This is a genomic window from Pseudonocardia oceani, from assembly GCF_019263585.2.
Taxonomy (GTDB): domain Bacteria; phylum Actinomycetota; class Actinomycetes; order Mycobacteriales; family Pseudonocardiaceae; genus Pseudonocardia; species Pseudonocardia oceani.
The window spans coordinates 5,124,966-5,146,799 of the sequence record NZ_JADQDF010000001.1 but is presented as its reverse complement, the minus strand read 5'-3'; the positions used below and the strand labels follow the sequence as shown (position 1 = coordinate 5,146,799).

Here is a 21,834-nt window from a genome sequence, read left to right as displayed (position 1 = left end):
ACGAACCCGACCGCGCCCGCGCCCGCGACGAACGCACCGAGCGCGTGGCCGCGGCCTCCAGCCACGTCGCCAGCGCCACCAGGGCGACGAGCAGCGGCCCCGCACCGGTGCACGGACGACGGCGAGCAGCCCGACGCCCAGCAGCGTCCACGCCGGGGCGAGCACCGGGAACGGCAGCCACGCCAGCGGCGCGAACACCAGTGCCGCGAACGGCGGGTGGACGAACGGCAGGTCGAGCAGCACCCGCCGCCGTGGAGCGGGAGGCCGTCGACGAGGTGCCGCCCGCCCGCGCGGTAGACCTGCAGGTCGATGAGCAGCGTGTGCGCCGGCCGGACCGCCAGCACGACGGCGTGGCCGAGCAGCGCGACCGTCACGACGACGGCGGCGGCCGCCCGGGCGATCATGATCCCCACCGTAGGGTGAGGGCGGGTGGCCGCCACCACACGGACGCGCTATCGTCCTCCCCATGCGCATCGCACCTCTCGCCCTCGACGCGGCCGTACCGCCGCGCGTCGGCTGAGCCAGGCCGCCGGCGCGCCGCTCCTCCCCCTCACCGAGGCCTGGCTCGGGTCCCCGTTCCTCCGGACCCTGGAGCTTCCCGTGACCGTTCTCGACGACTCCCCCCGCACCACCTGGACCCCCCGCACCCCGCGCCGCCACGAGATCGTCACGACCGGCGGAATCGAGGGCGTCCTGCGTGTCGGCGACGCGCTGCGCGCCGGCGGCTACCCGGTCCGCGACTTCAACGCCGACGTCCGCGACGGCGTCCCGTACAGCTCCGTCACCTGCACCGTCTCGCTCACCCGCAGCGAGGAGGTCGCGTTCGCCGAGCTCATGGGCACGCTGCCCGCGGTCATCTCCGTCGAGCCCTGCTGACTCGTCCGGCAGGCGGGCGTCAGCGCTGCGGTGGTCCCGGAACAGCGCGGGGTCGACGGCGGGGACGTGGCGCCACCGCAGGAGTCGTCCACGCCGACACCGCACCACCGAGCGTCTCACCGGTGAGACATCCTGGTCAGAACCACTCCGGCCGCACGTCGAGCGTGGTGCGGTCGAGGCTCTCCAGCAGCGCGAACTGCGGGCCGGTGCGCGGCAGCTCGTGGCGGAAGAAGTAGCCGGCCGCGGCGCGCTTGCCGTCGTAGAAGTCGCCCTCCCGCCCGGCGGCGGCCACGAGCTGCTCCAGCCACATCCAGGCGACGACGACGTGCCCGACCGCCTCCAGGTAGATCGAGGAGTTGGCCAGGCTGACGGCCGGGTCGCCCGCGGCCCACAGCGCGGCGGTGACCTCACCGGTGCGCGCGACGGCGGCGGCGAGGGCGTCGGCGTGGTCGTCGAGGCCGGCGGCGCGGGCCGCGTCGACGGTGCGGGTGACCGTCTCCAGCAGCAGCCGCAGACCCGCGCCGTCGTGCAGGACGACCTTGCGGCCGAGCAGGTCGAGGCCCTGGATGCCGTGCGTGCCCTCGTGGATCATGTTGAGGCGGTTGTCGCGCCAGAACTGCTCCACGGCGTACTCGCGGGTGTAGCCGTAGCCGCCGTGCACCTGGATCGCGAGGTCGTTGGCCGCGAGGCACCACTGTGAGGGCCAGCTCTTGGCGATCGGGGTGAGCGTGTCGAGCAGCAGGTGCGCGCGGGCCCGGTCGTCCTCGGTGGCGCCGGTGCGCTCGTCGTCGAGCAGGCGCGCGCAGTACAGGATCAGCGCGACCGCACCCTCGGCGTAGGACTTCTGCGCGAGCAGCATCCGCGCGACGTCCGGGTGCTCGATGATCGGCACGGGCGGCCCGCTCTTGGCCGTCGGCGGGCGGCCCTGCGTGCGGGTGCGGGCGTAGTCGAGCGCGTGCAGGTAGCCGGTGTAGCCCAGCGCGGCCGCGTTGCCCCCGACGCCGACGCGCGCCTCGTTCATCATGTGGAACATCAGGGCCAGCCCGCGGCCCTCCTCCCCCACCAGGTAGCCGACCGCGCCGGCCTCGCCGCCGGGGGTGTGCCGGCCCTCGCCGAAGTTGAGCAGCGTGTTGACGGTGCCGCGGAAGCCCATCTTGTGGTTGACGCCGGCGAGCGAGACGTCGTTGCGCTGACCGTCGGCGCCGTCCTCCCCGGGGAGGAACTTGGGCACGATGAACAGCGAGATCCCCTTGACGCCCGCCGGACCGCCCGGGACCTTGGCCAGGACCAGGTGCACGATGTTCTCGGACAGGTCGTGGTCGCCGCCGGAGATCCACATCTTGTTGCCCGACAGCCGGTAGGTGCCGTCGTCGCGGGGCTCGGCGCGGGTCGTGATGTCGGCCAGCGACGAGCCGGCCTGCGGCTCCGACAGGCACATCGTGCCGAAGTACCGGCCCTCCACCATCGGGCCGACCCACGTCTCGACCTGCTCCGGCGTGCCGTGCGCGAGCAGCAGGTTGGCGTTGGCGATCGTGAGGAACGGGTACGCCGACGTGCCGACGTTGGCCGCCTGGAACCACAGGAAGCAGGCCTGCGCGACGGTCTGCGGGAGCTGCATCCCGCCGACCGACTCGTCCATCCCGGCCGCCGTGATCCCGGTGGCTGCGAACGCCTCCAGGGCCTTCCCCACCTCGGGGATCATGTGCACGCGCTCGCCGTCGAACTCGGGCTCGTGCAGGTCGGCGGTGCGGTTGTGCGGGGCGAACTGCTCGGTGGCGACCTGCTCGGACAGGTCCAGCACGGCGTCGAACGTCTCGCGGGAGTGCTCGGCGAACCGCTCGCGCGCCGTCAGGGCACCGACGTCGAGCCACTCGTGGAGCAGGAAGTCGAGGTCGCGGCGGGAGAGCAGCAGAGAGCGCACGCCCCGAGGCTAACCCCGCCGGAGCCGCCGCGGGAGGGACACCGGACGGGTGGGCCTGTCCGGAAAGCGCCCCGCGTCGGCACGCTCCGCACCCGGCCCGCGAGGACCTCGTTCACCTCGGTACGGCGCGACGGGCGCGCCGACGACGGAGGAACCACCGCACCATGGGGACGCACTCGCATCCGATCCGCCGCACGGGCCGGGGTCGCCGGCTCGCGCTCGCCCTGACCGGGGCCGCCACCGCAGGCGTCGTCACCGTCACCGGGCTGGGCGTGGCCAACGCGGCGCCGCTGCCGGCGATCCCCGGGCTCGACCTGCTCCAGCCGTCCGGGAACACCGAGGTCAACGAGGACTTCGCCCCGTTCGCCGAGACCGACACCCGTCCCGACGGCGACGTCGAGGTGAACGAGGACTTCGGCGCCCCGGCCGGTGGCGGCACCGGCTCGCTGCGGCTGGACACCCCGTCCTCGGCCGCCAAGGCCACGCTCTTCCGCGCGGCCACCAGCCCGCTGGCCGACTGGGTCGACGTCGCGGCCTACTCCGCCTTCCGCTCGTCGGAGTCGACGGCCAACGAGGTCCAGTTCCCGTCGCTGCAGCTCGTCATCGACTTCAACGGCGACGCCGACGGCGGCTTCTCCACGCTGACCTACGAGCCGGTGTACAACACCGACGCCGGCGCGAGCCTGACGGCCGGCCAGTGGAACCGCTACGCGGCGGGCTCGCAGGGCTGGTGCTCCACCCGCGTGATCCCCGGTGTGTTCGGCGACGGGCAGAACCAGTGCTCCAACGGCGGGGTGCTGACGCTGGCCGAGATCGCCGACGCGCTGCCCGACGGCGTCGTCACGGCGTTCGGCGTCAACCAGGGTTCGGGCAACCCCGGCCTGACCAGCGCCGTCGACCTGCTCACCACCCCCGGCACCACCTACGACTTCGAGGAGAAGGGGCCGATCGTCGTGGTCCCCGAGCCCCCGCTGCCCGGCGGCGGTAACGGTCACGGCGGCGGTCACGGCGGCGGCGACGGTCACCACGGCGGCGGTCACGACAACGGGAACGGTCACGGCGGCGGCCACGACAACGGCAAGGGCGGCCACGGCGCCGTCCACCAGAGCAACAGCAAGTAATCGGACCGGGCCGGCGCGCACCTACCGCGCGTCGGCCCCGTGGGCCGCGTCGAGCATCTCCGCGAGCTCCGCGACCTTCACCCGCTCCGCGCCGCGCAGCCCGCCGCGGCGGACCTCCTCGGCGTCGAGGCGCAGCCAGGCCGTCCAGTCGACCGGACGGATGCCGTGGGCGGCCAGCGCCTCGCGCAGGGCGTCGGGCTCCGGGTGCGCGGGGGCGGGCAGCGACGGCAGGTCCTCCAGGACGGCCGCCACCGTCTCCTGCGCGTCGCCCTTGTTCGTCCCGATGACGCCCGTGGGCCCACGCTTGATCCATCCCGTCACGTACGCCCCGGGGACCGGGACGCCGTCACGCACGACGCGCCCGCCCTCGTTGGGCACGGTGCCGGTGGCCTCGTCGAAGGGCAGGCCGGGGATCGGCTCGCCCGCGTATCCGATGGCGCGGACGACGAGCCCGACGTCGAGGACCTCCTCCTCCCCGGTGCCGACCAGGCGCCCGGAGGCGTCGACCGCGGTGCGCTCCACGACGATCCCGGAGACGCGCCCCTCCCCCAGCAGGCGCACCGGGGAGCGCAGGAAGCGCAGGTGGATGCGGCGCGGGGAGCCGTCGTCGGGGCGGTCGGCCCACTCGCCGAGCATCGCGAGGTTCTGCCGCTGCCGCCGGTCCCCCTGCCCGATCGTGGCGGGCTCCTCGACGCCAGCGGCCAGCAGCCCGTCGTCGTGCACGACGACCTGCGCGTATGCGAGGTCGCCGATCTGGCGCAGCTCCGCCGGGGTGAACCGGACGTGCTGCGGCCCGCGGCGGATCAGCACGTGGACGTCGCGGACGGCACTGGAGCGCAGCGCGTCGAGCACCGGGCCCGGGACGTCGGTGGCGGCCATCTCGTCGGCGGTCTTGGCCAGCACGCGGGCCACGTCGAGCGCGACGTTGCCCGCCCCGACGACGGCGACGCCCGGGTGGTCCAGGGGCGGCGAGAGCTCGGTGAAGTCCGGGTGGCCGCAGTACCAGGAGACGAACGCGCCCGACCCGAGCGAGCCCGCGAGCTCCTCCCCCGGCACGCCGAGCGCGCGGTCGACCGAGGACCCGGTGGCGTGCACGACCGCGTGGAAGTGGGTGCGGAGCTCGTCGAGCGGGATGCCGTCGCCGCCGATCCGGACCCCGCCCAGGAACTCGACGTCGGCCGGGTCGAACGGCTTCTGCAGCACCCGGATGACCGATTTCATCTTCACGTGGTCGGGCGCCACGCCGTAGCGGACGAGGCCGTAGGGCGCGGGCAGCCGGTCGAGCACCTCGACGCTCACCGGCTCCCCCGACGACAGCAGCGCGGCCGCGGCGTAGAGCCCCGACGGCCCGGCCCCGATGACGGCGACGCGGAAGTTCACGAGTCCTCCAGCGGCAGGAAGCGCGGTGCCCGCTTCTCCCGGAACGACGCTATCCCCTCGCGCAGGTCGGGGCCGCCGATGAAGCGGTCGACCTCGGTGTAGGCGCGGGCGAGTGCCTCGTCGTAGGTGGTGTCGGCGGCGTCGCGCAGCTGGGCCGCGATGACCGCGACGGCGCGCGGGGCGGTGTGCAGCGCGAGGTCGCGGGCGTAGGCCTGCGCGGCGCCGAGCACCTCCTCGCGCGGCACGACCCGGCTGACGAGGCCGAGCCGCAGGGCCTCCGCCGCCTCGAACGTGCGGCCCGACAGCAGCAGGTCGTGCGCGTTCTCCGTGCCGACCAGCCGCGTGAGCGTCCACGCGACGCCGTACTCGGCGATGAGCCCGCGGCGGGCGAACGAGGTGGCGAACCTCGCCGTGTCGGCGGCGAAGCGGACGTGGCAGAAGAGGGCCTGCACCAGCCCGACGCCCGCGCACGCCCCGTTGATCGCCGCGATCAGCGGCTTGGGGAACTCGCGCGGCACGGACACCGACCTGTGCGGCAGCCTCGCCCCCGGGGCGGAGAGCCCGTCGAGGCGGCCCATGTCGGCACCCGGGCAGAACGTCGTGCCCGCGCCGGTGACGACCACGGCCCGTACCTGCGGATCCGCCGCGGCCGCGGTGAGGTGGCCGTAGTAGGCCTCCTCCAGGTCCTCGCCCCACCCGTTGCGCCGCTCGGGACGGTGGAAGGTGAGCGTGCGCACCCCGGCGTCGTCCGTGTCGGCCAGCACTGGCTCCATGCCCCGACCCTAGTCCCCGCGGGCGCACGTTCGGCCGAACGAGGAGCCGTGACGGTGCCGCTACTGTCCGCCGACATGGCGCCCCGGGACGGCACGACCTTCGGCAAGCGCGTGCTCGTGGAGCTCTCGCACGCGATCGAGCGCTTCGCCCTGGCCGCCGAGCCCGGGGCACCGCTGCTCGTCATCGCGCTGTTCCAGCGGCTGTCCTACTTCGAGCGCGAGGTGTCGGTCTACACCGACATCGCCGCCCGCAGCTCGGTCACGCTCGTCGGGCTGGTCGGGGACGTGCCCCCGCAGCTGCCCGCCGGCGTGCGGCAGGTCCTGCTCGACGAGGGCGACGAGCTGGCGCGCGAGTGGAGCGTCACGGTGCTCAGCCCCAGCGGCGGGGCGACGCTGGTGGCCGTCGACCAGGAGAGCGTCGACCCGCACGCCCGCACCCTGGAGGAGGGCCGGCGCTTCCGCGGCCACTGGTCCTTCGTCCGCGCCGACGCCTACCGCGAGGCGCTGCGGCTGCGCGCGCAGCTGCGGCTGCCCGCCGAGACCACCGAGGCGATCGACGAGGTGCTGGAGGCGGTGCTCGCCGTGCCCGAGCCGCGCCAGCAGGACCGCTGGAACGTGCCGCTGCGGTTCCTTGCCGAGCGCGTCGACGCCGCCGGCCGGGAGCGCGGCGAGCTGCAGGCCCGGCTCGACAGCGCCGTGGCCCACCTCGACGACGTCGCCGAGCGCGACGCGCGGACCGGCCTGCACACCGAGAAGTTCCTGGCCCGGTGGACCGCGGGGCTGGGCGCGGGGCTGCCCGTCGGGCTGGTGCTGGTGCGGGTGCCGGGCGTCTCGGCGCTGCGCGCGAAGTACGGGCTGCGCGCCGAGGTCGCGGCCCTGCAGGCGGTCAACGGCTGCGTGCAGGAGCTGATCACGCCGTCGGACCGGGTGGTGCGCCTCGGCGCGGAGGACTTCCTGGTGGTGCTGCCGTCGTGGACGGAGAGCGACGTGCTCGCGCTGTGCGACCGCGTCTGCGCCCGGGTCGGCGCGCTCGACCAGCAGTACCCCTTCGTCGCGCTGCCCGCGGTGGCGGTGGCGACCGTGAGTCGCGAGCAGCCGCTGCCGGTCGACCGGCTCGTCGCGCAGGTGGGCGGCGGCCGGCGGGTGAGCCTGCTGCTCGCGACGTAGGCGGCCGGCTTCAGGCGGGGACGCCGCGGAACGTGCGGCGGTAGTCGACCGGCGACACCCCGACGACCTTGCGGAAGTGGTGGCGCAGCAGCGCCCCGGTGCCGAACCCGCTGCGCGCCGCCACGTCGTCGACGCCCAGCGCGGTGTCCTCGAGCAGGCGCTGCGCGAGCAGGACCCGCTGCAGGGTGAGCCAGCGGTGCGGAGTGGTGCCGGTCTCGGCGACGAAGCGGCGGGCGAAGCTGCGGTCCGACATCCGGGCGCGGCGGGCCAGGCCCGACACCGTGTGCTCCTCGTCGAGGTGCTCGACGGCCCAGTCGAGCACCGGCGCGAGCCCGTCGGCCGAGCACACCGGGATCGGCTGCTCGACGTACTGGCGCTGCCCGCCGTCGCGCTGGGGCGGGACGACCATGCGCCGTGCGATCGTGTTGACCGCGGCGCTGCCCAGCTCGCGGCGCACCAGGTGCAGGCAGGCGTCGATGCCCGCCGCCGTGCCGGCGCTGGTGATGATGTCGCCGTCGTCGACGTAGAGGACGTCCGGGTCGACGATCGCGAGCGGGTGGCGCTCCCGGAGCTCGTCGACGTTCATCCAGTGCGTGGTGCAGCGGCGGCCGTCGAGCAGGCCGGCCGCGCCGAGCACGAAGCTGCCCGAGCACACCGACAGCAGGGTGGCGCCGTCGGCCGCGGCGGCGCGCAGGGCGTCGAGGACCTCCGGGGCGAACTCGCGGTCGCGGGTGGCGGCGACGGCCACCAGGTCGGCATCGCGCAGGCCCTCCAGGCCGTGGTCGGGCACGAGCGAGGCGCCGACGGTGGTGCGCAGCGGCTCCCCCGCCACCGGGCCGCAGACCCGCAGGTCGATCGGGGGGACGCCCTCGGTCGTGCGGTCGACGCCGAACACCTCGCACAGGGTGGCGAACTCGAACGGGGAGGTGGCGGGCAGCACGAGCGCCGCAACGGACCGGAGCATGGCAGGATCTTACCGGCAGTCGTCATCTCTGCCACTGTTGGCGCGATCTGGTCGAGCACACACTTACTGCCATGACCACCGCACTCCTCGTCCTCGTCCTGGTCGGCCTGGCCGTGTGGCTCTCCACGGCCCGCCCGGCACCCACCCTGACCACCCCCGCCGACCACGACCGCGAGCGCCAGCTCGACGAGCTGCGCGCGCTGGCGCGGTCGCGGGCCGACGTCCACCTCTGATCCCGCGGCACCGACCCCGTGACATCCGTCAGGTCCCGCGCCTGACCACGGGCACTGCCGCGCCCGGGACCGGGCGCGGGACAGTACGGGCATGACCGACGCACTGGAGATCGCCGGAGCGCACCACCGGTACGGCGCGCACGTCGCGCTGGACGGCGTCGACCTGCGCGTCCGCGCCGGGGAGTGCCTCGCGCTCCTCGGCCCGAACGGGGCGGGGAAGACGACGCTCATCGGGCTCGCGACCGGGCTGCTGGCCCGCCAGGCCGGGCACGTCGCGGTGTGCGGCGGCGACCCGCGCCGCGCGGCCGTGCGCCGCCACCTCGGCGTCGTGCAGCAGAGCACGGGCTTCCCGGCCACCGAGACCGTGGGCGAGCTCGTGCGCGGCGCCGCCGTCCGGGCCGGGCGTCCGGCGTCGGCGGCCGGTCCGGTGCTCGCCGAGATCGGCGTCGCCGACCTGGCCCCGCGCCGCGCGCCGAAGCTGTCGGGCGGGCAGCGCCAGCGGGTCGGGCTCGCGATGGCGCTCGTCGGCGACCCGGCGCTGCTGCTGCTCGACGAGCCGACCGTCGGCCTCGACGTCACCGCCCGCCGCGCGTTCTGGCGGGTGCTCGCCGGGCGCCGCGACGCCGGGGTGGCGATGCTGTTGACCACGCACGTCGTCGAGGAGGCCGCGGCGTTCGCCGACCGGGTGGTGGTGCTGCACCGCGGGCGGGTCGTCGCCACCGGCACGCCCGCCGAGCTGGCGTCGCGCCTGCCGGACCGGACGGTCAGCGCCCGCACCGCGCTCGACGACGTCGCGCTGCGCGCGCTGCCCGGCGTCGGAACGCTGCGCCGCGACGGCGACCGCGTGCAGGTCGGCACCACCGAACCGGAGGACCTGCTGCGGGAGTGGCTGGCCCGCGACCGCGGCCTGTCCGAGCTGCGCGTCGAGGGCGCCGGGCTGGAGCAGGCGCTGGTGGCCCTGACCGGCGAAGAGGTGCCGGCGTGAGCGCCTCCGCCCTCGCCGTGCTCCCCGTCCTGCGCTCCGAGATCGGCGAGGGGCTGCGCGCGATCCTGCGCGAGCCGACGGCGCTCGTGTTCTCCGTGCTCATGCCCGTCGGGTTCTACGCGCTGTTCACCTCGGTGTTCGGCGGGCAGCAGACCTCGGACGGACTGCCCTTCGCGGCCACGTCGATCGCCGGGTACGGCGCGTTCGGCGTCGTCTCGGTGATGCTGCTCAACCCCGGGATCGGGGTGGCGGAGGACCGCACGCGCGGCTGGCTGCGCGTCAAGATGGTGTCCGCGACGCCGCTGGGCGTCACGCTCGCCGCCCGCGTGCTCGCCGCGCTGCCCTACGCGCTGGGCGTGGTCCTGGCGATGGGGGCGGCATCGCTGCTGGTGGCCGGGCCGGTGCTGGACCTCGCGACGTGGGCGCGGCTCGTCGTCGTGCTCGTCGTCGGGTCGCTGCCGTTCGCGCTGTTCGGGCTCGCGGTGGGCTTCGTGGCGTCGTCGAACGCGGCGGCGGCGATCCTCAACGCGGTGCTGTTCCCGATGGTGCTGGCGTCGGGGCTGTGGGTGCCGCTGGAGCTGCTGCCGGGGTTCCTGCAGGCGGTCGCACCGTTCCTGCCGACCTACCACCTCGCGCAGCTCGCGCAGGCCCAGCTCACCGGGGCGCCCGCGGCCGGGCACGTGCTCGCGATGCTCGCCGCGACCGTCGTCGGGGCCGTGGTCGCCGGGCTCGCCTACCGTAACCTGCGCGTGTGAAGCGCGACTGGTCGTCGCTGTGGTACCTGGTCTTCCTCGGGTACCTGTTCCTGCAGCCGGCGTTCGACCCGGCCGCGGGCGTGGCGGCGTGGACCGTCGCGATCGGCTCGATCGTGCTGTTCGTGGCGCTCCTCGTCCGCACGACCGCCCACCCACTGCCCGGGCACTGGTCCCCCGCGCTGATCGCCCTGCTCGGGGTGCTCGTCGTGCCGGTCAACGCCGGCGGCACGGTGTTCTTCGTCTACGCCGCAGGCAGCGCGGGTGCGCTGCTCGCCCGCCGCTCGGCCACCCTGTGGCTGGGCGGGCTGACGGCGCTCACCGGGGCGTCGGCGCTGGTGTCGACGGCCCCGCCGCCGTACGTGTTCCTCAGCATCGCGCCGCCGCTGGTGTCGATCTGGATCGTCGGGCTGGCCACGATGGACGAGGCCGACCGCGACCGCGAGGCCGCCGGCATGCGCGTCGAGAACGCCCGGATCGAGCACCTCGCGACGCTCTCGGAGCGCGAGCGCATCTCCCGCGACCTGCACGACCTGCTCGGCCAGACCCTCACCGGCATCGTCGTGCGCTCCCAGCTCGCGCAGCGGCTCCCGGCGGGCGACGCCGCGGCGGAGATGGCCGTGGTGGAGACGATGGCCCGCGACGCGCTCACCGAGGTGCGGGCCACGGTGTCGGGCTGGCGGCAGGTCTCGCTCGACGACGAGCTCGTCGTCGCCCGTGACGCGCTGGCCGCCGCGGGCGTCGAGCTGGAGGCGGTGCGCGACGACGACCTCGTGCTGACTCCGTCGGCGGAGTCGGCGCTGGCCCTGGCGCTGCGGGAGGCCGTGACGAACGTGGTCCGCCACGCCGGCGCCGGCCGCTGCATCGTGACGCTGGCGCGGGCCGGCGGCGAGGTGCGCCTGGAGGTCGCCGACGACGGGTCGGGCGGGGGCGGCGCCGACGGCAACGGCCTGTCCGGGATGCGCGAGCGGATCACCGCGCTCGGCGGCACCGTGCGCCGCGTCGCCCAGGGGGGCACCGCGCTCGTCGTCGCGCTGCCGGAGCGGGTGGCCGCGTGATCCGGCTCGTGCTGGCCGAGGACCAGGCGATGGTGCTCGGGGCGTTCGCCCGGCTGCTGTCGCTGGAGGACGACCTGGAGGTCGTCGCCACCGCCGTCGACGGGCCGGCGGCGCTGGCCGCGGTGCGCGAGCACGACCCGGACGTGCTGGTCACCGACGTGGAGATGCCCGGGGCCACCGGGCTGGAGGTCGCGGCGGCTCTGCAGGGCGGGCGGACGCGACTGGTGATCGTCACGACGTTCGCGCGCTCGGGCTACCTGCGCCGCGCGATGGACGCCGGCGTCACCGGCTACGTCCTCAAGGACGCCCCGGTCGACCGGCTCGTCGACACGATCCGGCGCGTGCACGCCGGTGAGCGCGTGATCGACCCGGCGCTGGCCGTGGCGGCGTGGGACACGGCCGACCCGATGACCGACCGGGAGCGCGACGTCCTGCGCCTGGCCGCCGACGGCCTGCCGAACAGCGAGATCGCCGCCACGCTGTTCCTGGCCGAGGGCACCGTCCGCAACTACCTGTCCACCGCCATCACCAAGCTCGGGGTGCGCAACCGGATCGAGGCGGCGCGGGTGGCGCGGGACCGGGGCTGGCTCTGACCCCGTGAGTGGCAACCATGGCCAGGGCCACGGTTGCCACTCACGAGGGGTTCTGCAGGCCCAGGTGGTCGCGCAGGGTCGGCCCGGTGTACTCGGTGCGGTAGCTGCCCAGGTCCTGCAGCTCCGGCACCACCTTCTCGACGAACTCGTCGAGCCCGCCGGGCGTCAGGTGCGGGACGAGGATGAAGCCGTCGGAGGCGTCGGCCTGGACGTAGGCGTCCATCTGCTGCGCCACCTGCTTGGGCGTGCCCACGAACGACTGCCGGGCCGTGGTCTCGATGATCAGCTCGCGGATCGACAGCCCACCCTTGGCCTCGGCCAGCTCCCGCCACCGGTTCGCGACGGCGACCGGATCCTTCTCGTGCCGCACGCGGCCGCGGGTGATCTCCGCGGCCGGGTCGGGGTCGACATCGGGCAGCGGGCCGTCGGGGTCGTACGCCGAGAGGTCGCGCCCCCACACCTGCTCCAGGAACGCGATCGCCGTTTGCGGGCTGACCTGCGCCTCGCGGATCCGGTGGCCGTTCTCCTGCGCCTCGGCCTCGGTGTCCCCGAGCGCGAACGTCGTGGCCGGCAGGATCGTGACGTCCTCCGGGCGGCGGCCGTACCTGCCCATCCGGCCCTTGAGGTCGGCGAAGAAGGCCTGGCCCGACTCCAGCGACCCGTGCCGGGAGAAGATCGCGTCGGCGGTCCTGGCACCGAACTCGCGGCCGGCGTCGGAGTCGCCGGACTGGATCAGCACCGGGTGCCCCTGCGGCGTCGGCGGGATCGGGAAGCGGCTGACCATGTCGAACTGGTCGCTGTGGTGGTCGATCGGCGCGCCGTCGGAGAGCCACAGCTCGCGGGCGGCGTCGAGCATCTGCTGCGCGCGGTCGTAGCGCTGCTCGGGCTTCAGGAAGCCACCGCGGCGGAAGTTCTCGCCGGTGAACGCGTCCGAGCTCGTCACGAGGTTCCAGGCGGCGCGCCCGCCGGAGAGGTGGTCGAGCGAGGCGAACTGCTTGGCCAGCTCCCACGGCTCGTTGAACGTCGTGTTGATCGTGCCGCCGAGCCCGAGGTGCGTGGTGACGGCGGCGATCGCGCCCAGCACCGTGAACGTGTCGGGGCGCCCGACGACGTCGAGGTCGTGGACCTTGCCCTGGTGCTCGCGCAGGCGCAGGCCCTCGGCGAGGAACAGGAAGTCGAACAGGCCGCGCTCGGCGTTCTGCGCGAACGCGACGAAGGATGCGAAGTCGGTCTGGCTGCCCGCCTGAGGGTCGCTCCACACCGTCGTGTTGTTGACGCCCGGGAAGTGGGCGGCGAGGTGGATCTGCTTCTTCGCCATGTCAGACCCCCGAGAAGCGGTTGGCGGGACGGGACAGGCCGAAGCGGCCGCGCAGCGTGGCGGTCGGGTCGGCCGGGACGCGCAGACCCGCGGCGAGCAGCCGGGGCGCCACCTCGTCGGCCAGCACCCGCAGACCGCCGGGCAGTGCCAGCGGGACGGCCGTGACGCCGTCGACGGCGCGCTCGGCCAGCACGGCGACGAACTCGTCGGGCCCGCCGACCACGCGCAGCGTCTGCGCGGGGTGCTCGCCCAGGTCGTCGTAGGCGCGGCGGGCGGCGGTCTCGTCGGCGTCGAGCAGGACCTCGACGTCGAGCAGCACGGCGACGTCGTCGGGATCGCGCCCGGCGTCGGCGACGGCGGTCCGGATGCGCTCGCGGGTGGCGTGCGCGGCTCCGAGGTCGGGCGCGGCGATCCGCACGACGTCGGCCCACCGCGCGGCGACGGCGAGCGAGTCGGGCTCCTCGCGCACCACGACCAGCGGGTGCGCCTGCGGGCTGCGCGGCGTGATCGACGGGCCCTTGACGGAGAAGAACTCGCCGACGTGGTCGACGTAGTGCAGCTTGTCGCGGTCGACGTAGCGGCCGGTGGGGACGTCGCGGATCACGGCGTCGTCCTCCCAGGAGTCCCACAGCGCGACGACGACCTCGATCGCCTCGGCGGCCTCGCGCCACAGGTCGGCGACGGGCGCGGCGGGCTTGCGGCCGAACTGCGCGGCCTCCTCCGGCGTGCGCGACACGGCGGGCTCCCAGCCGGCGCGCCCCGAGGAGACGAGGTCGAGCGTGGCGATGGCCTTGGAGAGGTGGAACGGCTCGGTGTGCGTCGTGGTGGCCGTCGGAACCAGCCCGATGCCGGGGACGACGGGCGCCACGCGCGCGGCGATCGCGACGGCGTCGAGGAGCGAGTCGGGACCGAAGGAGTCGGGCAGGGCGAGGAAGTCGGCCCCGGCCTGCGCGGCGAGCTGCGCGGTCCCGATGTGGTGCGCCGGGGTGAGCAGCGCCTCCCGCGGCACCCCCGCCACCCGCCACGCCTCCGGGTGCCGGCCGAAGCCCGACACCTCCACCGCCAGGTGTGCCGTCCGCATGCGTCTCCCCTCGCCGGATGCTCTCCCCGGGGCAACCGGGCTCCCCCGGACCACATTCCCCGCCGCTCGCACACAGGGCGCGGGGCCGGCACACAGGTCCGGCCCCATGTGCGAGCCCCGGAACCTGTGTGCGAGCCCCCGGACGGGCCGTCAGGGGTGCAGCCGGCTCCGCTCCGCGCCCGCCGTGGAGTACCCGCGCCCGGCGTAGGGGAAGCCGTCGAGCTCCGTCGTCTCCAGCCGCTGCTGGTAGTAGGAGCGGATCTCGGCGATGCGCCCGCCGGCGGCGAACACGAACCACTCCGCGCCGCGGGTGGCCACCCGGTCGGCCCCGGGCGTCGGGTGCCAGAACATCGTCCACTCGATGACGGCCTCGTCCCGCCCGTCCGGCGTCGACCCGAGCAGCGCGTGGTCGACCACCCACCGCGCCCCGATCATCCCCGCGACCTTGCGCCAGTACCGCGCGAGGTGCTCCCCGCCGCGCACCGGCGCCGACCCGGTGTTGGGCGCGAGGAACCAGTGGACGACGTCGGGGTCGAGCGTGCCGAGCATGGCGTCGACGTCGCCGGTGGAGCAGCCGTCGTAGTAGCGGATGATCGTCTCCAGCGCGCCCATCACGCCAGTGTGGCCGACCCGTATCCTGGACGACATGGCCGGTGGGAAGCCCGACAAGGCAGCGAAGAAGGCAGCTCGGCTGGAGAAGCGGGCCGCCTCGAAGGCGCGTCGCCAGCAGATCTGGCAGGCGTTCCAGATGCAGCGCAAGGAGGACAAGGCGCTCATCCCGTGGATGCTCGGCGCCTTCCTGCTCGCCGTCGCGCTGGCCGTCGGCATCGGGGCGATCTTCGGCATCTGGCTGATCCTGCTGCCCATCGGCATCGCGCTGGGCCTGCTCGCGGCCGTGAGCATCTTCGGGCGCCGCGTGCAGCGCAACGTCTACACCAAGGCCGACGGGCAGCCGGGCGCCGCGGGCTGGGCGCTCGACAACCTGCGCGGCCAGTGGCGCGTCACCCAGGGCATCGCCGGCACCACCCACCTCGACGCCGTGCACCGCGTCATCGGCCGCCCGGGCGTCATCCTCGTCGCCGAGGGCGCCCCACACCGCGTCAAGGGACTGCTGGCGCAGGAGAAGAAGCGCACCGCGCGCGTCGCCGGCCAGACCCCGATCTACGACGTCGTCGTCGGCAACGAGGAGGGGCAGGTTCCGCTCAAGGGCCTGCAGCGCCACCTCATGAAGCTGCCGCGCAACATCACCGTCAAGGAGATGGAGACGATCGAGGCCCGCCTCGCCGCGCTCGGTTCCCGCGCCGCCGCGCTGCCCAAGGGCCCGATGCCCGCCGGCGCGAAGATGCGCAGCGTGCAGCGCACCGTCAAGCGCCGCTGATCACTCCCTCAGGAACACCGCGATCCGCGTGACGAGCTCCTCGGGAGCGGCCGTCGACGGGTCGGTCAGGTACGTCTCGCTCACCGGCCCGACGGCCTCGTGCCCCCGCTCGCGCACGTGCTCCAGCAGCGCGGAGTAGGCCAGGGGCAGCTCCGGGTACGGCCCGACGTGCAACGTCGTCGCCCACGGCCCGCCCGGCAGCACCACGTCGGGCGCCTCCGACGGGAGGCCCGCGGTCACCGGGAACTCGTCGACGAGGTCGAGCGGGAACACCGCCACCAGCGGCCCCCGCGCGGTCGTCGCGGCGAGCGCGCGGCGGCACAGCGCGCCGGTGTCGTCGTCGAGCGCGGCCGCCCGCACCGGCCCGGTGACGCCGGCGATCCCCTGCGGCGCCCGGTCGGCGACGGTGACGTCGTAGCGCACGCGCTCGGGGCGCCGCAGCAGCCCGTCGAGGCTGCGCAGGACCTCCTCGCGCCGGGCCAGCTCGTGGCGCAGCCGGGCGCGCTCGCGGGACAGGACGGTCGCCACCGCGTCGCCGTCGGGCGCGTCGAGCACCTCCCGAACCACGGCCAGCGGCACGTCCAGGCCGCGCAGCAGCGCGATCGTCGTGGCCGTGCGGACCTGGTCGGCGCGGTAGTAGCGGTAGCCCGACCCCGGGTCGACGTGCACGGGCACGAGCAGCGCCTCGGCGTCGTAGTGCCGCACGGCCTTGACCGTCAGCCGGGCGAGGCGCGCGAACGCGCCGATCGGCATCAGCCCGTCCACACCGGCACCCGCAGGACCGTGCGCAGCTCGGCGGGGGCCGTCGTGCCCGGGTCGGTCAGGTAGACCTCGGTGTGCGGCCCGGCCGGGCGCAGACCCTGCTCCGCGACGAACGCGTAGAGCGCGTCGAGCGAGGGCTGCTCGTCGTCGTAGGGGCCGCGGTGCACGAGCTGCGCCACCCGCTGCTCCGGCTGCGCGCGCAGCACGACGGGGGCCCCGAACCGGGCGGCCGCGGTGGTCACGGCGTCGGCGGTGCGGCCGTCGGGTGCGGGCACGGCGAGGCTCCAGTGCCAGCCGTGAGGGGCGCCGAGGTCGAAGCGCAGAGCGTCACCGTCCTGGGCGTAGGTGCCTTCCAGCGCCACGTCGTCGCGCGCGCCGAGGGCGGCCCGCACGGCGAACAGCGCGCGGACGGCCGCCGCGAACGGCGCGTCCTCCGGCGCTCCCCACCCGTCGACGGCGAGCAGCGCGCGGGCGGGGACCGTGGACAGGTTCGGGGCGAGGGTCGTGGGCGTCATGGGAACGACCCTCGGACCTCCTGCACGGGGAGGGTCAAGGGCGCGTGCGGACCACGACGGTGCGCGCCGCCCGGTCGTGCCATCCCCGGCCGTCGGAGTCACGGACCAGCGGGGGCACGAGCAGGGCGATCAGCGCCGTCCGCAGCACCGCCCGCGGCACCCCGACGACGGGCTCGGACCCCACCGACGCGACCCGGATCCCCAGCGCCGTCATGCCGGCGCTGGAGCCGAACACCGCGACCGGCACGGCCGTCAGCAGGAACCACACCCCGAGCACCGCGAACGGCGACGTGCCGACGTCGGCGCCGAGGAACAGCGCGGCGATGCCGTAGCCCAGCAGCCAGTCGACGGTGAGCGCGGCGAGCCTGCGGCCGAAGCCCGCGACCGCGCTGACGCCCTGCGCCGGCAGCCCCAGCCGCTCCCCCGGGTAGCCGCCGCCGGGGGCCTCCGGCCCGGAGCCGGGCATCCACGTGTCGATCCATCGGGGCATGTCACCAGGGTAGGCGGTCCCGATGTGACCCTGCCGACCGTCGTTCCCGTTAACCTCTGTGAAACCGCCGAGTGACCGCCGGGCAACACCGTCGCCCTAGCGTCCGCCGCAACCCGAGAACCGTTCGAAGGAGTCAACGAGGGTGTTCAGCAACTCCGAAGAGGTCCTGAAGTTCATCAGTGACGAGAAGGTCGAGTACGTCGACATCCGCTTCTGCGACCTTCCCGGCGTGATGCAGCACCTCACCGTGCCCGCCACCGCCTTCGACCAGGACTTCATCGACGGCGGGATCGCCTTCGACGGATCCTCCGTCCGCGGTTTCCAGGCCATCAACGAGTCCGACATGGCGCTGTTCCCGGACCCGGCGACGGCCCGCCTCGACCCGTTCCGCAAGCACAAGACGCTCAACATGAACTTCTTCGTGCACGACCCGATCACGGGCGAGCCCTACAGCCGCGACCCGCGGAACGTGGCGCGCAAGGCCGAGGAGTACCTCGCCGCGTCGGGCGTCGCCGACACCTGCTTCTTCGGCGCCGAGGCGGAGTTCTACATCTTCGACTCCGTCAAGTTCGGATCCGACCCGCACCAGCAGTACCACCACATCGACTCGGTCGAGGGCTGGTGGAACACCGGCCGCGACGAGGTCGGCGGCAACCTGGGCTACAAGGTCCCCTTCAAGGGCGGCTACTTCCCCGTCCCGCCGGTCGACCACTACGCCGACCTGCGCGACGACATGGCCACCAACCTGATCAACGCGGGCTTCGTGCTCGAGCGCGGCCACCACGAGGTGGGCACCGCGGGCCAGGCGGAGATCAACTACAAGTTCAACACGCTGCTGCACTCGGCCGACGACGTGATGCTGTTCAAGTACATCATCAAGAACACGGCCTGGCACGCGGGCAAGACCGTCACCTTCATGCCGAAGCCGATCTTCGGTGACAACGGCTCGGGCATGCACGCCCACCAGTCGCTGTGGAAGGACGGCCAGCCGCTGTTCCACGACGAGTCCGGCTACGGCGGCCTGTCCGACATGGCCCGCTACTACATCGGCGGCCTGCTGCACCACGCGCCGAGCCTGCTGGCCTTCACCAACCCGACGGTGAACTCGTTCCACCGCCTGGTGCCCGGCTTCGAGGCCCCGGTCAACCTCGTCTACTCCGCGCGCAACCGCTCCGCCTGCATCCGCATCCCGCTGACGGGCAACAACCCCAAGGCCAAGCGCCTGGAGTTCCGCTGCCCCGACTCGTCGGGCAACCCCTACCTGGCGTTCTCGGCGATGATGATGGCCGGCATGGACGGCATCAAGAACAAGATCGAGCCGGCCGCGCCCGTCGACAAGGACCTCTACGAGCTCCCGCCCGAGGAGGCCAAGGACATCGCCCAGGTCCCCACGAGCCTCGACGCGGTGCTCGACCGGCTCGAGGTCGACCACGACTACCTGCTCGAGGGTGGCGTCTTCACCCCCGACCTGATCGAGACGTGGATCAACTACAAGCGGGACACCGAGATCACGCCGCTGCGCCTGCGCCCGCACCCGTACGAGTTCGCGCTGTACTACGACGTCTGATTCGGGCGTTTTCCTGACCTCTGCGTCAGGCCGAAAACGGCGGTTGACCTGGTGGAACGTCTCTCGACGGTTACCAGCGTCAACCGCCGTTCTTCGTGCTCGTGCGCCCCAAGTGCGCCCCGAACGCTGCGATGAGCCTCGTCGCTGGAGCTGATCAGGATCGCCACATCACACAGCAGTTCCAGTCTTCGACTGGGCTCGGGTCCCGACGCCGAAGACGGAGCGCAGCCACACCGTGGCCATCGTCTCGGCGATGTCCTCGGGGTGGATCGCGTTCTCGCTGCGCAGGCTCATCAGCCCCAGGTTCCGTTCGCCCATCCACATCAGCGCTGCTGCCAGCGCTCGTGCGGGTGGGCCGCTGACGGCCACCCCGGTCGCGCGGTCGCGCTCGATGGCGGCGGCAGCGGCCTCGATGAACTGACCCAGGATCGAGTCCCACTGCGCCCGCAGCTCGGGCTCGGCCCCTACCGCGTCCCCGACCTCCCTCAGAATGTGACCGTGCCGGTCCCATACGGCCACGACCTCCGCCGCGGATCGCTCCATCGCCTCCTGCGGGGTCATTTCCACGGGACGCTCGAAGATGAGCCGTGAGGCGGTGAACACATCTTCTGCGACGGGCCCGAGCATCGCGAACAGGACCTGCCACTTGGACTGGAAGTAGAAGTAGAACGACGACCGAGACAGACCGGCCCGTTTGGCCAGGTCGTCGATGGACACGGTGCGGAGCGGCGTGTCACGCAGCAGCTCGTACGCACCCTCGAGGATCGCCTGCTCGCGCCGATCACCCTTCGTGGGCCGCCGCCTCCCGACGCGAACGTCCGCCCTGACCGGACCGGATGAGGAGGGAGTAGCCACCATTGCAGGGTAGCCCACTTCCCTATTCGCTACCTCCGTGCGTCCTCAGCCGGGCCCGATACGCGTGAGACCGCGCAACCACTGCAGTTACTCCGAGGCGCCGACCTTGATGACGAGCTTCCCTCGGCTCTCGCCGGAAAAGACCGTGTTGAGCGCCTCGCGGGCATTCTCAAGACCCGCTATCACCGTCTCCTCGTATCGCAGCGTGCCTTCTTCGAGCGCACCGGCGATCCTGCCGATGACCTCACCGAATCGATCGACATGATCGGAAACGATGAAGCCTGTGAGCTGCACCCGCTGCATGAGCAGCTGGTCGAGGTTGAGCAACCCCTCTTTCTCGTCATCATTGTTGTAGTCGGCGATCATCCCACACAGGGGAATACGCGCGCCCACGTTCAGCCGGCCCAGGATGTGGTCCATGATCTTGCCGCCGACGTTCTCGAAGTCGACGTCGATCCCGAGGGGAGTGGCCTTGTCGAGCTGTTCACGCCAGTCATCGGCGTGTCGATCGACGCAGGCGTCGAATCCGAGCGTGTCGACCACGTACCGGCACTTCTCCGCGCCGCCCGCTATACCCACCACCCGGGCACCGCGCTGCTTGGCCAGCTGACCGGCGATGGACCCGACAGCGCCTGCCGCGGCGGAGACGACGAACGTCTCCCCCGGCTCGGGGTCACCGATCTCGACGCCGAGGTAAGCCGTGATCCCGGTGTGCCCGAGCACGCCGAGGAACGTGTGCAGAGGTGCGGGCAGCGGATCGGGAAGCACCGTGAACGGCGCCTCGAGCGTCGTGTCATCGGCCACGCAGTAGTCCTGCCATCCGGTGAACCCCTGCACGAACGAGCCCGTCGGCAGATCGTCGCGTCGTGATTCGACGACCTGCCCGACTCCGACGCCGCGCATCACGGCGTTCAGTTCGACCGGAGGCATGTAGCCTCGGGTGGAGCTCATCCAGACGCGACTGGTGGGATCCAGGGACAGGTAGTGAGTGCGAATGAGCGCCTGCCCTTCGTCGAGGCCCCCGACCGGTTCTTCGAGCCACTCGAGATCCCGGTCGCGGATCTGGCCGCGGGGCCGACTGCGCAGCCGGTAGAGCCGGTTGACGGATTTCTTCACTGCTCCTCCTCGGATCATCGATTCACCTGAACACGCAGATCGTCGACGTGCGGCGTAGCGGCTTCGGATCGCTATCCTTGATCAGCGACCATCTTCGCGAGGTTCAGGCCCGGCATTATCGAATGTCCGCCATCGACATGGAGTTCCAGCCCGGAAGTCCATCGGGATTCGTCCGAGGCGAGCCACAACACCGCCTCGGCCATCGCGCGCGGCGGCAAGAGCCCCACGTTCTCCAGCACGGTCCAGTACTTCGCACCCTGGAGGTCTTCCTTCGTTCCCTGACCGGGTCCGCGACCCGCGCAGAGGTCGTACCCGCCTTGCCAGTCCAACGCCTTGGTGTCGGTGGGTCCGGGCAGCAGGGAATTGACGCGGATGTTGTACTGGCCGAAGGCCAGGGCGGCGCTCTTCGCCAGCCCGAGCACCGCATGCTTCGATGCGACGTAATGGACGTAGCCGGGGGCACCCTCGACTCCGTTGCCGGAAGCGGTGACGACCACCGAGCCTCCGCCGGCTTCCTGCATGTGTGGCGTGACCGCCTTCAGCGTTCGCCAGACACCGAGGACATTGACATCCAGGACGTCCCGGAAGTCTTCCTCGGGGATCTCGGCGAAGGGATGAACCGTCCACACGCCGGCGTTCGCCACCGCGACATCGATCCGACCGAAGCGCTTCATCCCCTCGGCCACCAGATCGTCCAAGGACTTCTGCCGGCGGACATCTCCCTCGTGCGCAAGGATCTGCCGATCCAGTGCCTCGACTTCCTCGACGGTCTGCTGGAGGTCCTCAGGAGAACCCAGCGGGTAAGGAATCGGACCCTTCTCCGGGCAGTCGATCGCCACGATGTCAGCGCCTTCTTCCGCAAGGCGCACGGCGATTTCTCGACCTTGACCTCGTGCCGCCCCGGTGACCAGTGCGACCTTTCCGTCCAT

At 73.2% G+C, this 21,834-nt stretch carries 23 protein-coding genes and 1 pseudogene; 10 read left to right on the top strand and 14 right to left on the bottom strand.

The genetic code is table 11. The annotated features are described in order from the left end of the window. Positions 1 to 105 precede the first annotated feature (105 nt). Positions 106 to 468, bottom strand: a pseudogene (locus I4I82_RS35095) (hypothetical protein); the annotation flags it as partial. A gap of 132 nt (positions 469 to 600) precedes the next feature. Here I4I82_RS35095 and I4I82_RS25630 point away from each other — a divergent pair. Beyond that, a complete protein-coding gene (locus I4I82_RS25630) occupies positions 601 to 876 on the top strand; it encodes a hypothetical protein (RefSeq protein ID WP_218596077.1) in 276 nt (91 codons plus the stop codon). Between the two features lie 136 nt (positions 877 to 1,012). On the opposite strand, the gene I4I82_RS25625 is transcribed toward I4I82_RS25630, so the two are convergent. Continuing rightward, positions 1,013 to 2,797 carry an acyl-CoA dehydrogenase gene (locus I4I82_RS25625; RefSeq protein WP_218593534.1) on the bottom strand — a complete coding sequence of 595 codons (1,785 nt, stop codon included), beginning with the start codon at positions 2,795 to 2,797 and terminating at the stop codon, positions 1,013 to 1,015. A gap of 164 nt (positions 2,798 to 2,961) precedes the next feature. Here I4I82_RS25625 and I4I82_RS25620 point away from each other — a divergent pair, with 164 nt between their 5' ends. After that, positions 2,962 to 3,918 (top strand): hypothetical protein, encoded by a 957-nt coding sequence (locus I4I82_RS25620; RefSeq protein WP_218593535.1) that lies wholly within the window; start codon positions 2,962 to 2,964, stop codon positions 3,916 to 3,918. Positions 3,919 to 3,939: 21 nt separating this feature from the next. Here the strand turns inward: I4I82_RS25620 and I4I82_RS25615 are convergent, their stop codons facing one another. Continuing rightward, a complete protein-coding gene (locus I4I82_RS25615; protein WP_218593536.1) occupies positions 3,940 to 5,298 on the bottom strand; it encodes an FAD-dependent oxidoreductase in 1,359 nt (452 codons plus the stop codon). Then, on the bottom strand, positions 5,295 to 6,071 hold the full coding sequence (locus I4I82_RS25610) for an enoyl-CoA hydratase-related protein (protein ID WP_218593537.1): 777 nt from the start codon (positions 6,069 to 6,071) through the stop codon (positions 5,295 to 5,297). Before I4I82_RS25610 ends, I4I82_RS25615 begins: the two co-directional genes overlap by 4 nt. Positions 6,072 to 6,119: 48 nt before the next feature. Here I4I82_RS25610 and I4I82_RS25605 point away from each other — a divergent pair, with 48 nt between their 5' ends. Then, complete coding sequence (locus I4I82_RS25605; protein ID WP_218593538.1) at positions 6,120 to 7,238, top strand: sensor domain-containing diguanylate cyclase; 1,119 nt, start codon at positions 6,120 to 6,122, stop codon at positions 7,236 to 7,238. 10 nt (positions 7,239 to 7,248) lie between these two features. On the opposite strand, the gene I4I82_RS25600 is transcribed toward I4I82_RS25605, so the two are convergent. Further along, complete coding sequence (locus tag I4I82_RS25600; protein ID WP_218593539.1) at positions 7,249 to 8,202, bottom strand: GlxA family transcriptional regulator; 954 nt, start codon at positions 8,200 to 8,202, stop codon at positions 7,249 to 7,251. 71 nt (positions 8,203 to 8,273) lie between these two features. Between I4I82_RS25600 and I4I82_RS25595 the strand changes: the two genes are divergently transcribed. The 5 genes from I4I82_RS25595 to I4I82_RS25575 all read left to right on the top strand — a co-directional run bounded on the left by I4I82_RS25595 (position 8,274) and on the right by I4I82_RS25575 (position 11,823). Further along, entirely contained in the window at positions 8,274 to 8,435 is a 162-nt protein-coding gene (locus tag I4I82_RS25595) for a hypothetical protein (protein WP_218596076.1), read from the top strand. A 91-nt stretch (positions 8,436 to 8,526) separates the two neighbouring features. Next, entirely contained in the window at positions 8,527 to 9,420 is an 894-nt protein-coding gene (locus I4I82_RS25590; RefSeq protein ID WP_218591090.1) for an ABC transporter ATP-binding protein, read from the top strand. Continuing rightward, the gene (locus I4I82_RS25585; protein WP_226370247.1) at positions 9,417 to 10,175 is read left to right on the top strand and encodes an ABC transporter permease; all 759 of its coding nucleotides are present in this window, start codon (positions 9,417 to 9,419) and stop codon (positions 10,173 to 10,175) included. The genes I4I82_RS25590 and I4I82_RS25585 overlap by 4 nt, the downstream gene beginning before the upstream one ends. Then, positions 10,172 to 11,230 carry a sensor histidine kinase gene (locus I4I82_RS25580; protein WP_218591091.1) on the top strand — a complete coding sequence of 353 codons (1,059 nt, stop codon included), beginning with the start codon at positions 10,172 to 10,174 and terminating at the stop codon, positions 11,228 to 11,230. The genes I4I82_RS25585 and I4I82_RS25580 overlap by 4 nt, the downstream gene beginning before the upstream one ends. Further along, entirely contained in the window at positions 11,227 to 11,823 is a 597-nt protein-coding gene (locus tag I4I82_RS25575; protein ID WP_218591092.1) for a response regulator transcription factor, read from the top strand. Before I4I82_RS25580 ends, I4I82_RS25575 begins: the two co-directional genes overlap by 4 nt. Positions 11,824 to 11,863: 40 nt before the next feature. Here I4I82_RS25575 and I4I82_RS25570 read toward each other — a convergent pair whose 3' ends face one another. The 3 genes from I4I82_RS25570 to I4I82_RS25560 form a co-directional block, all read right to left on the bottom strand. Next, positions 11,864 to 13,141: an NtaA/DmoA family FMN-dependent monooxygenase gene (locus I4I82_RS25570; RefSeq protein WP_218591093.1), complete on the bottom strand. Its 1,278-nt coding sequence runs from the start codon at positions 13,139 to 13,141 to the stop codon at positions 11,864 to 11,866. Between the two features lies 1 nt (position 13,142). Beyond that, complete coding sequence (locus tag I4I82_RS25565; protein WP_218591094.1) at positions 13,143 to 14,222, bottom strand: LLM class flavin-dependent oxidoreductase; 1,080 nt, start codon at positions 14,220 to 14,222, stop codon at positions 13,143 to 13,145. 150 nt (positions 14,223 to 14,372) lie between these two features. Then, a complete protein-coding gene (locus I4I82_RS25560; protein ID WP_218591095.1) occupies positions 14,373 to 14,834 on the bottom strand; it encodes a nuclear transport factor 2 family protein in 462 nt (153 codons plus the stop codon). Between the two features lie 34 nt (positions 14,835 to 14,868). Here I4I82_RS25560 and I4I82_RS25555 point away from each other — a divergent pair, with 34 nt between their 5' ends. Next, on the top strand, positions 14,869 to 15,600 hold the full coding sequence (locus tag I4I82_RS25555; RefSeq protein ID WP_218591096.1) for a DUF4191 domain-containing protein: 732 nt from the start codon (positions 14,869 to 14,871) through the stop codon (positions 15,598 to 15,600). Here I4I82_RS25555 and I4I82_RS25550 read toward each other — a convergent pair whose 3' ends face one another. Genes I4I82_RS25550 through I4I82_RS25540 form a run of 3 tightly spaced genes read right to left on the bottom strand, consistent with a single transcriptional unit; the run spans position 15,601 to position 17,367 of the window. Continuing rightward, entirely contained in the window at positions 15,601 to 16,365 is a 765-nt protein-coding gene (locus I4I82_RS25550) for a MerR family transcriptional regulator (protein WP_218591097.1), read from the bottom strand. After that, complete coding sequence (locus I4I82_RS25545) at positions 16,353 to 16,877, bottom strand: GyrI-like domain-containing protein (protein ID WP_218591098.1); 525 nt, start codon at positions 16,875 to 16,877, stop codon at positions 16,353 to 16,355. The genes I4I82_RS25550 and I4I82_RS25545 overlap by 13 nt, the downstream gene beginning before the upstream one ends. 34 nt (positions 16,878 to 16,911) lie before the next feature. Then, positions 16,912 to 17,367 carry an RDD family protein gene (locus I4I82_RS25540; protein ID WP_218591099.1) on the bottom strand — a complete coding sequence of 152 codons (456 nt, stop codon included), beginning with the start codon at positions 17,365 to 17,367 and terminating at the stop codon, positions 16,912 to 16,914. A 142-nt stretch (positions 17,368 to 17,509) separates the two neighbouring features. Here I4I82_RS25540 and glnA point away from each other — a divergent pair, with 142 nt between their 5' ends. Beyond that, positions 17,510 to 18,934 (top strand): type I glutamate--ammonia ligase, encoded by a 1,425-nt coding sequence (gene glnA, locus I4I82_RS25535; RefSeq protein WP_218591100.1) that lies wholly within the window; start codon positions 17,510 to 17,512, stop codon positions 18,932 to 18,934. A 168-nt stretch (positions 18,935 to 19,102) separates the two neighbouring features. Here glnA and I4I82_RS25530 read toward each other — a convergent pair whose 3' ends face one another. From I4I82_RS25530 to I4I82_RS25520, 3 genes are all read right to left on the bottom strand, one after another. Further along, the gene (locus tag I4I82_RS25530; RefSeq protein WP_225922268.1) at positions 19,103 to 19,792 is read right to left on the bottom strand and encodes a TetR/AcrR family transcriptional regulator; all 690 of its coding nucleotides are present in this window, start codon (positions 19,790 to 19,792) and stop codon (positions 19,103 to 19,105) included. 84 nt (positions 19,793 to 19,876) lie between these two features. Beyond that, a complete protein-coding gene (locus I4I82_RS25525; protein WP_218591102.1) occupies positions 19,877 to 20,905 on the bottom strand; it encodes an NADP-dependent oxidoreductase in 1,029 nt (342 codons plus the stop codon). A gap of 71 nt (positions 20,906 to 20,976) precedes the next feature. Then, positions 20,977 to 21,834, bottom strand: a complete 858-nt coding sequence (locus tag I4I82_RS25520) for a mycofactocin-coupled SDR family oxidoreductase (protein WP_218591103.1) — start codon at positions 21,832 to 21,834, stop codon at positions 20,977 to 20,979.

Coding starts and splice junctions, on each gene's coding strand:
- I4I82_RS25620 (WP_218593535.1), top strand. CDS start 2,962: ATGGGGACGCACTCGCATCCGATCCGCCGCACGGGCCGGGGTCGCCGG.
- I4I82_RS25610 (WP_218593537.1), bottom strand. CDS start 6,071: ATGGAGCCAGTGCTGGCCGACACGGACGACGCCGGGGTGCGCACGCTC.
- I4I82_RS25600 (WP_218593539.1), bottom strand. CDS start 8,202: ATGCTCCGGTCCGTTGCGGCGCTCGTGCTGCCCGCCACCTCCCCGTTC.
- I4I82_RS25595 (WP_218596076.1), top strand. CDS start 8,274: ATGACCACCGCACTCCTCGTCCTCGTCCTGGTCGGCCTGGCCGTGTGG.
- I4I82_RS25590 (WP_218591090.1), top strand. CDS start 8,527: ATGACCGACGCACTGGAGATCGCCGGAGCGCACCACCGGTACGGCGCG.
- I4I82_RS25570 (WP_218591093.1), bottom strand. CDS start 13,141: ATGGCGAAGAAGCAGATCCACCTCGCCGCCCACTTCCCGGGCGTCAAC.
- I4I82_RS25565 (WP_218591094.1), bottom strand. CDS start 14,222: ATGCGGACGGCACACCTGGCGGTGGAGGTGTCGGGCTTCGGCCGGCAC.
- I4I82_RS25560 (WP_218591095.1), bottom strand. CDS start 14,834: ATGGGCGCGCTGGAGACGATCATCCGCTACTACGACGGCTGCTCCACC.
- I4I82_RS25555 (WP_218591096.1), top strand. CDS start 14,869: ATGGCCGGTGGGAAGCCCGACAAGGCAGCGAAGAAGGCAGCTCGGCTG.
- I4I82_RS25545 (WP_218591098.1), bottom strand. CDS start 16,877: ATGACGCCCACGACCCTCGCCCCGAACCTGTCCACGGTCCCCGCCCGC.
- I4I82_RS25540 (WP_218591099.1), bottom strand. CDS start 17,367: ATGCCCCGATGGATCGACACGTGGATGCCCGGCTCCGGGCCGGAGGCC.
- I4I82_RS25530 (WP_225922268.1), bottom strand. CDS start 19,792: ATGGTGGCTACTCCCTCCTCATCCGGTCCGGTCAGGGCGGACGTTCGC.
- I4I82_RS25520 (WP_218591103.1), bottom strand. CDS start 21,834: ATGGACGGAAAGGTCGCACTGGTCACCGGGGCGGCACGAGGTCAAGGT.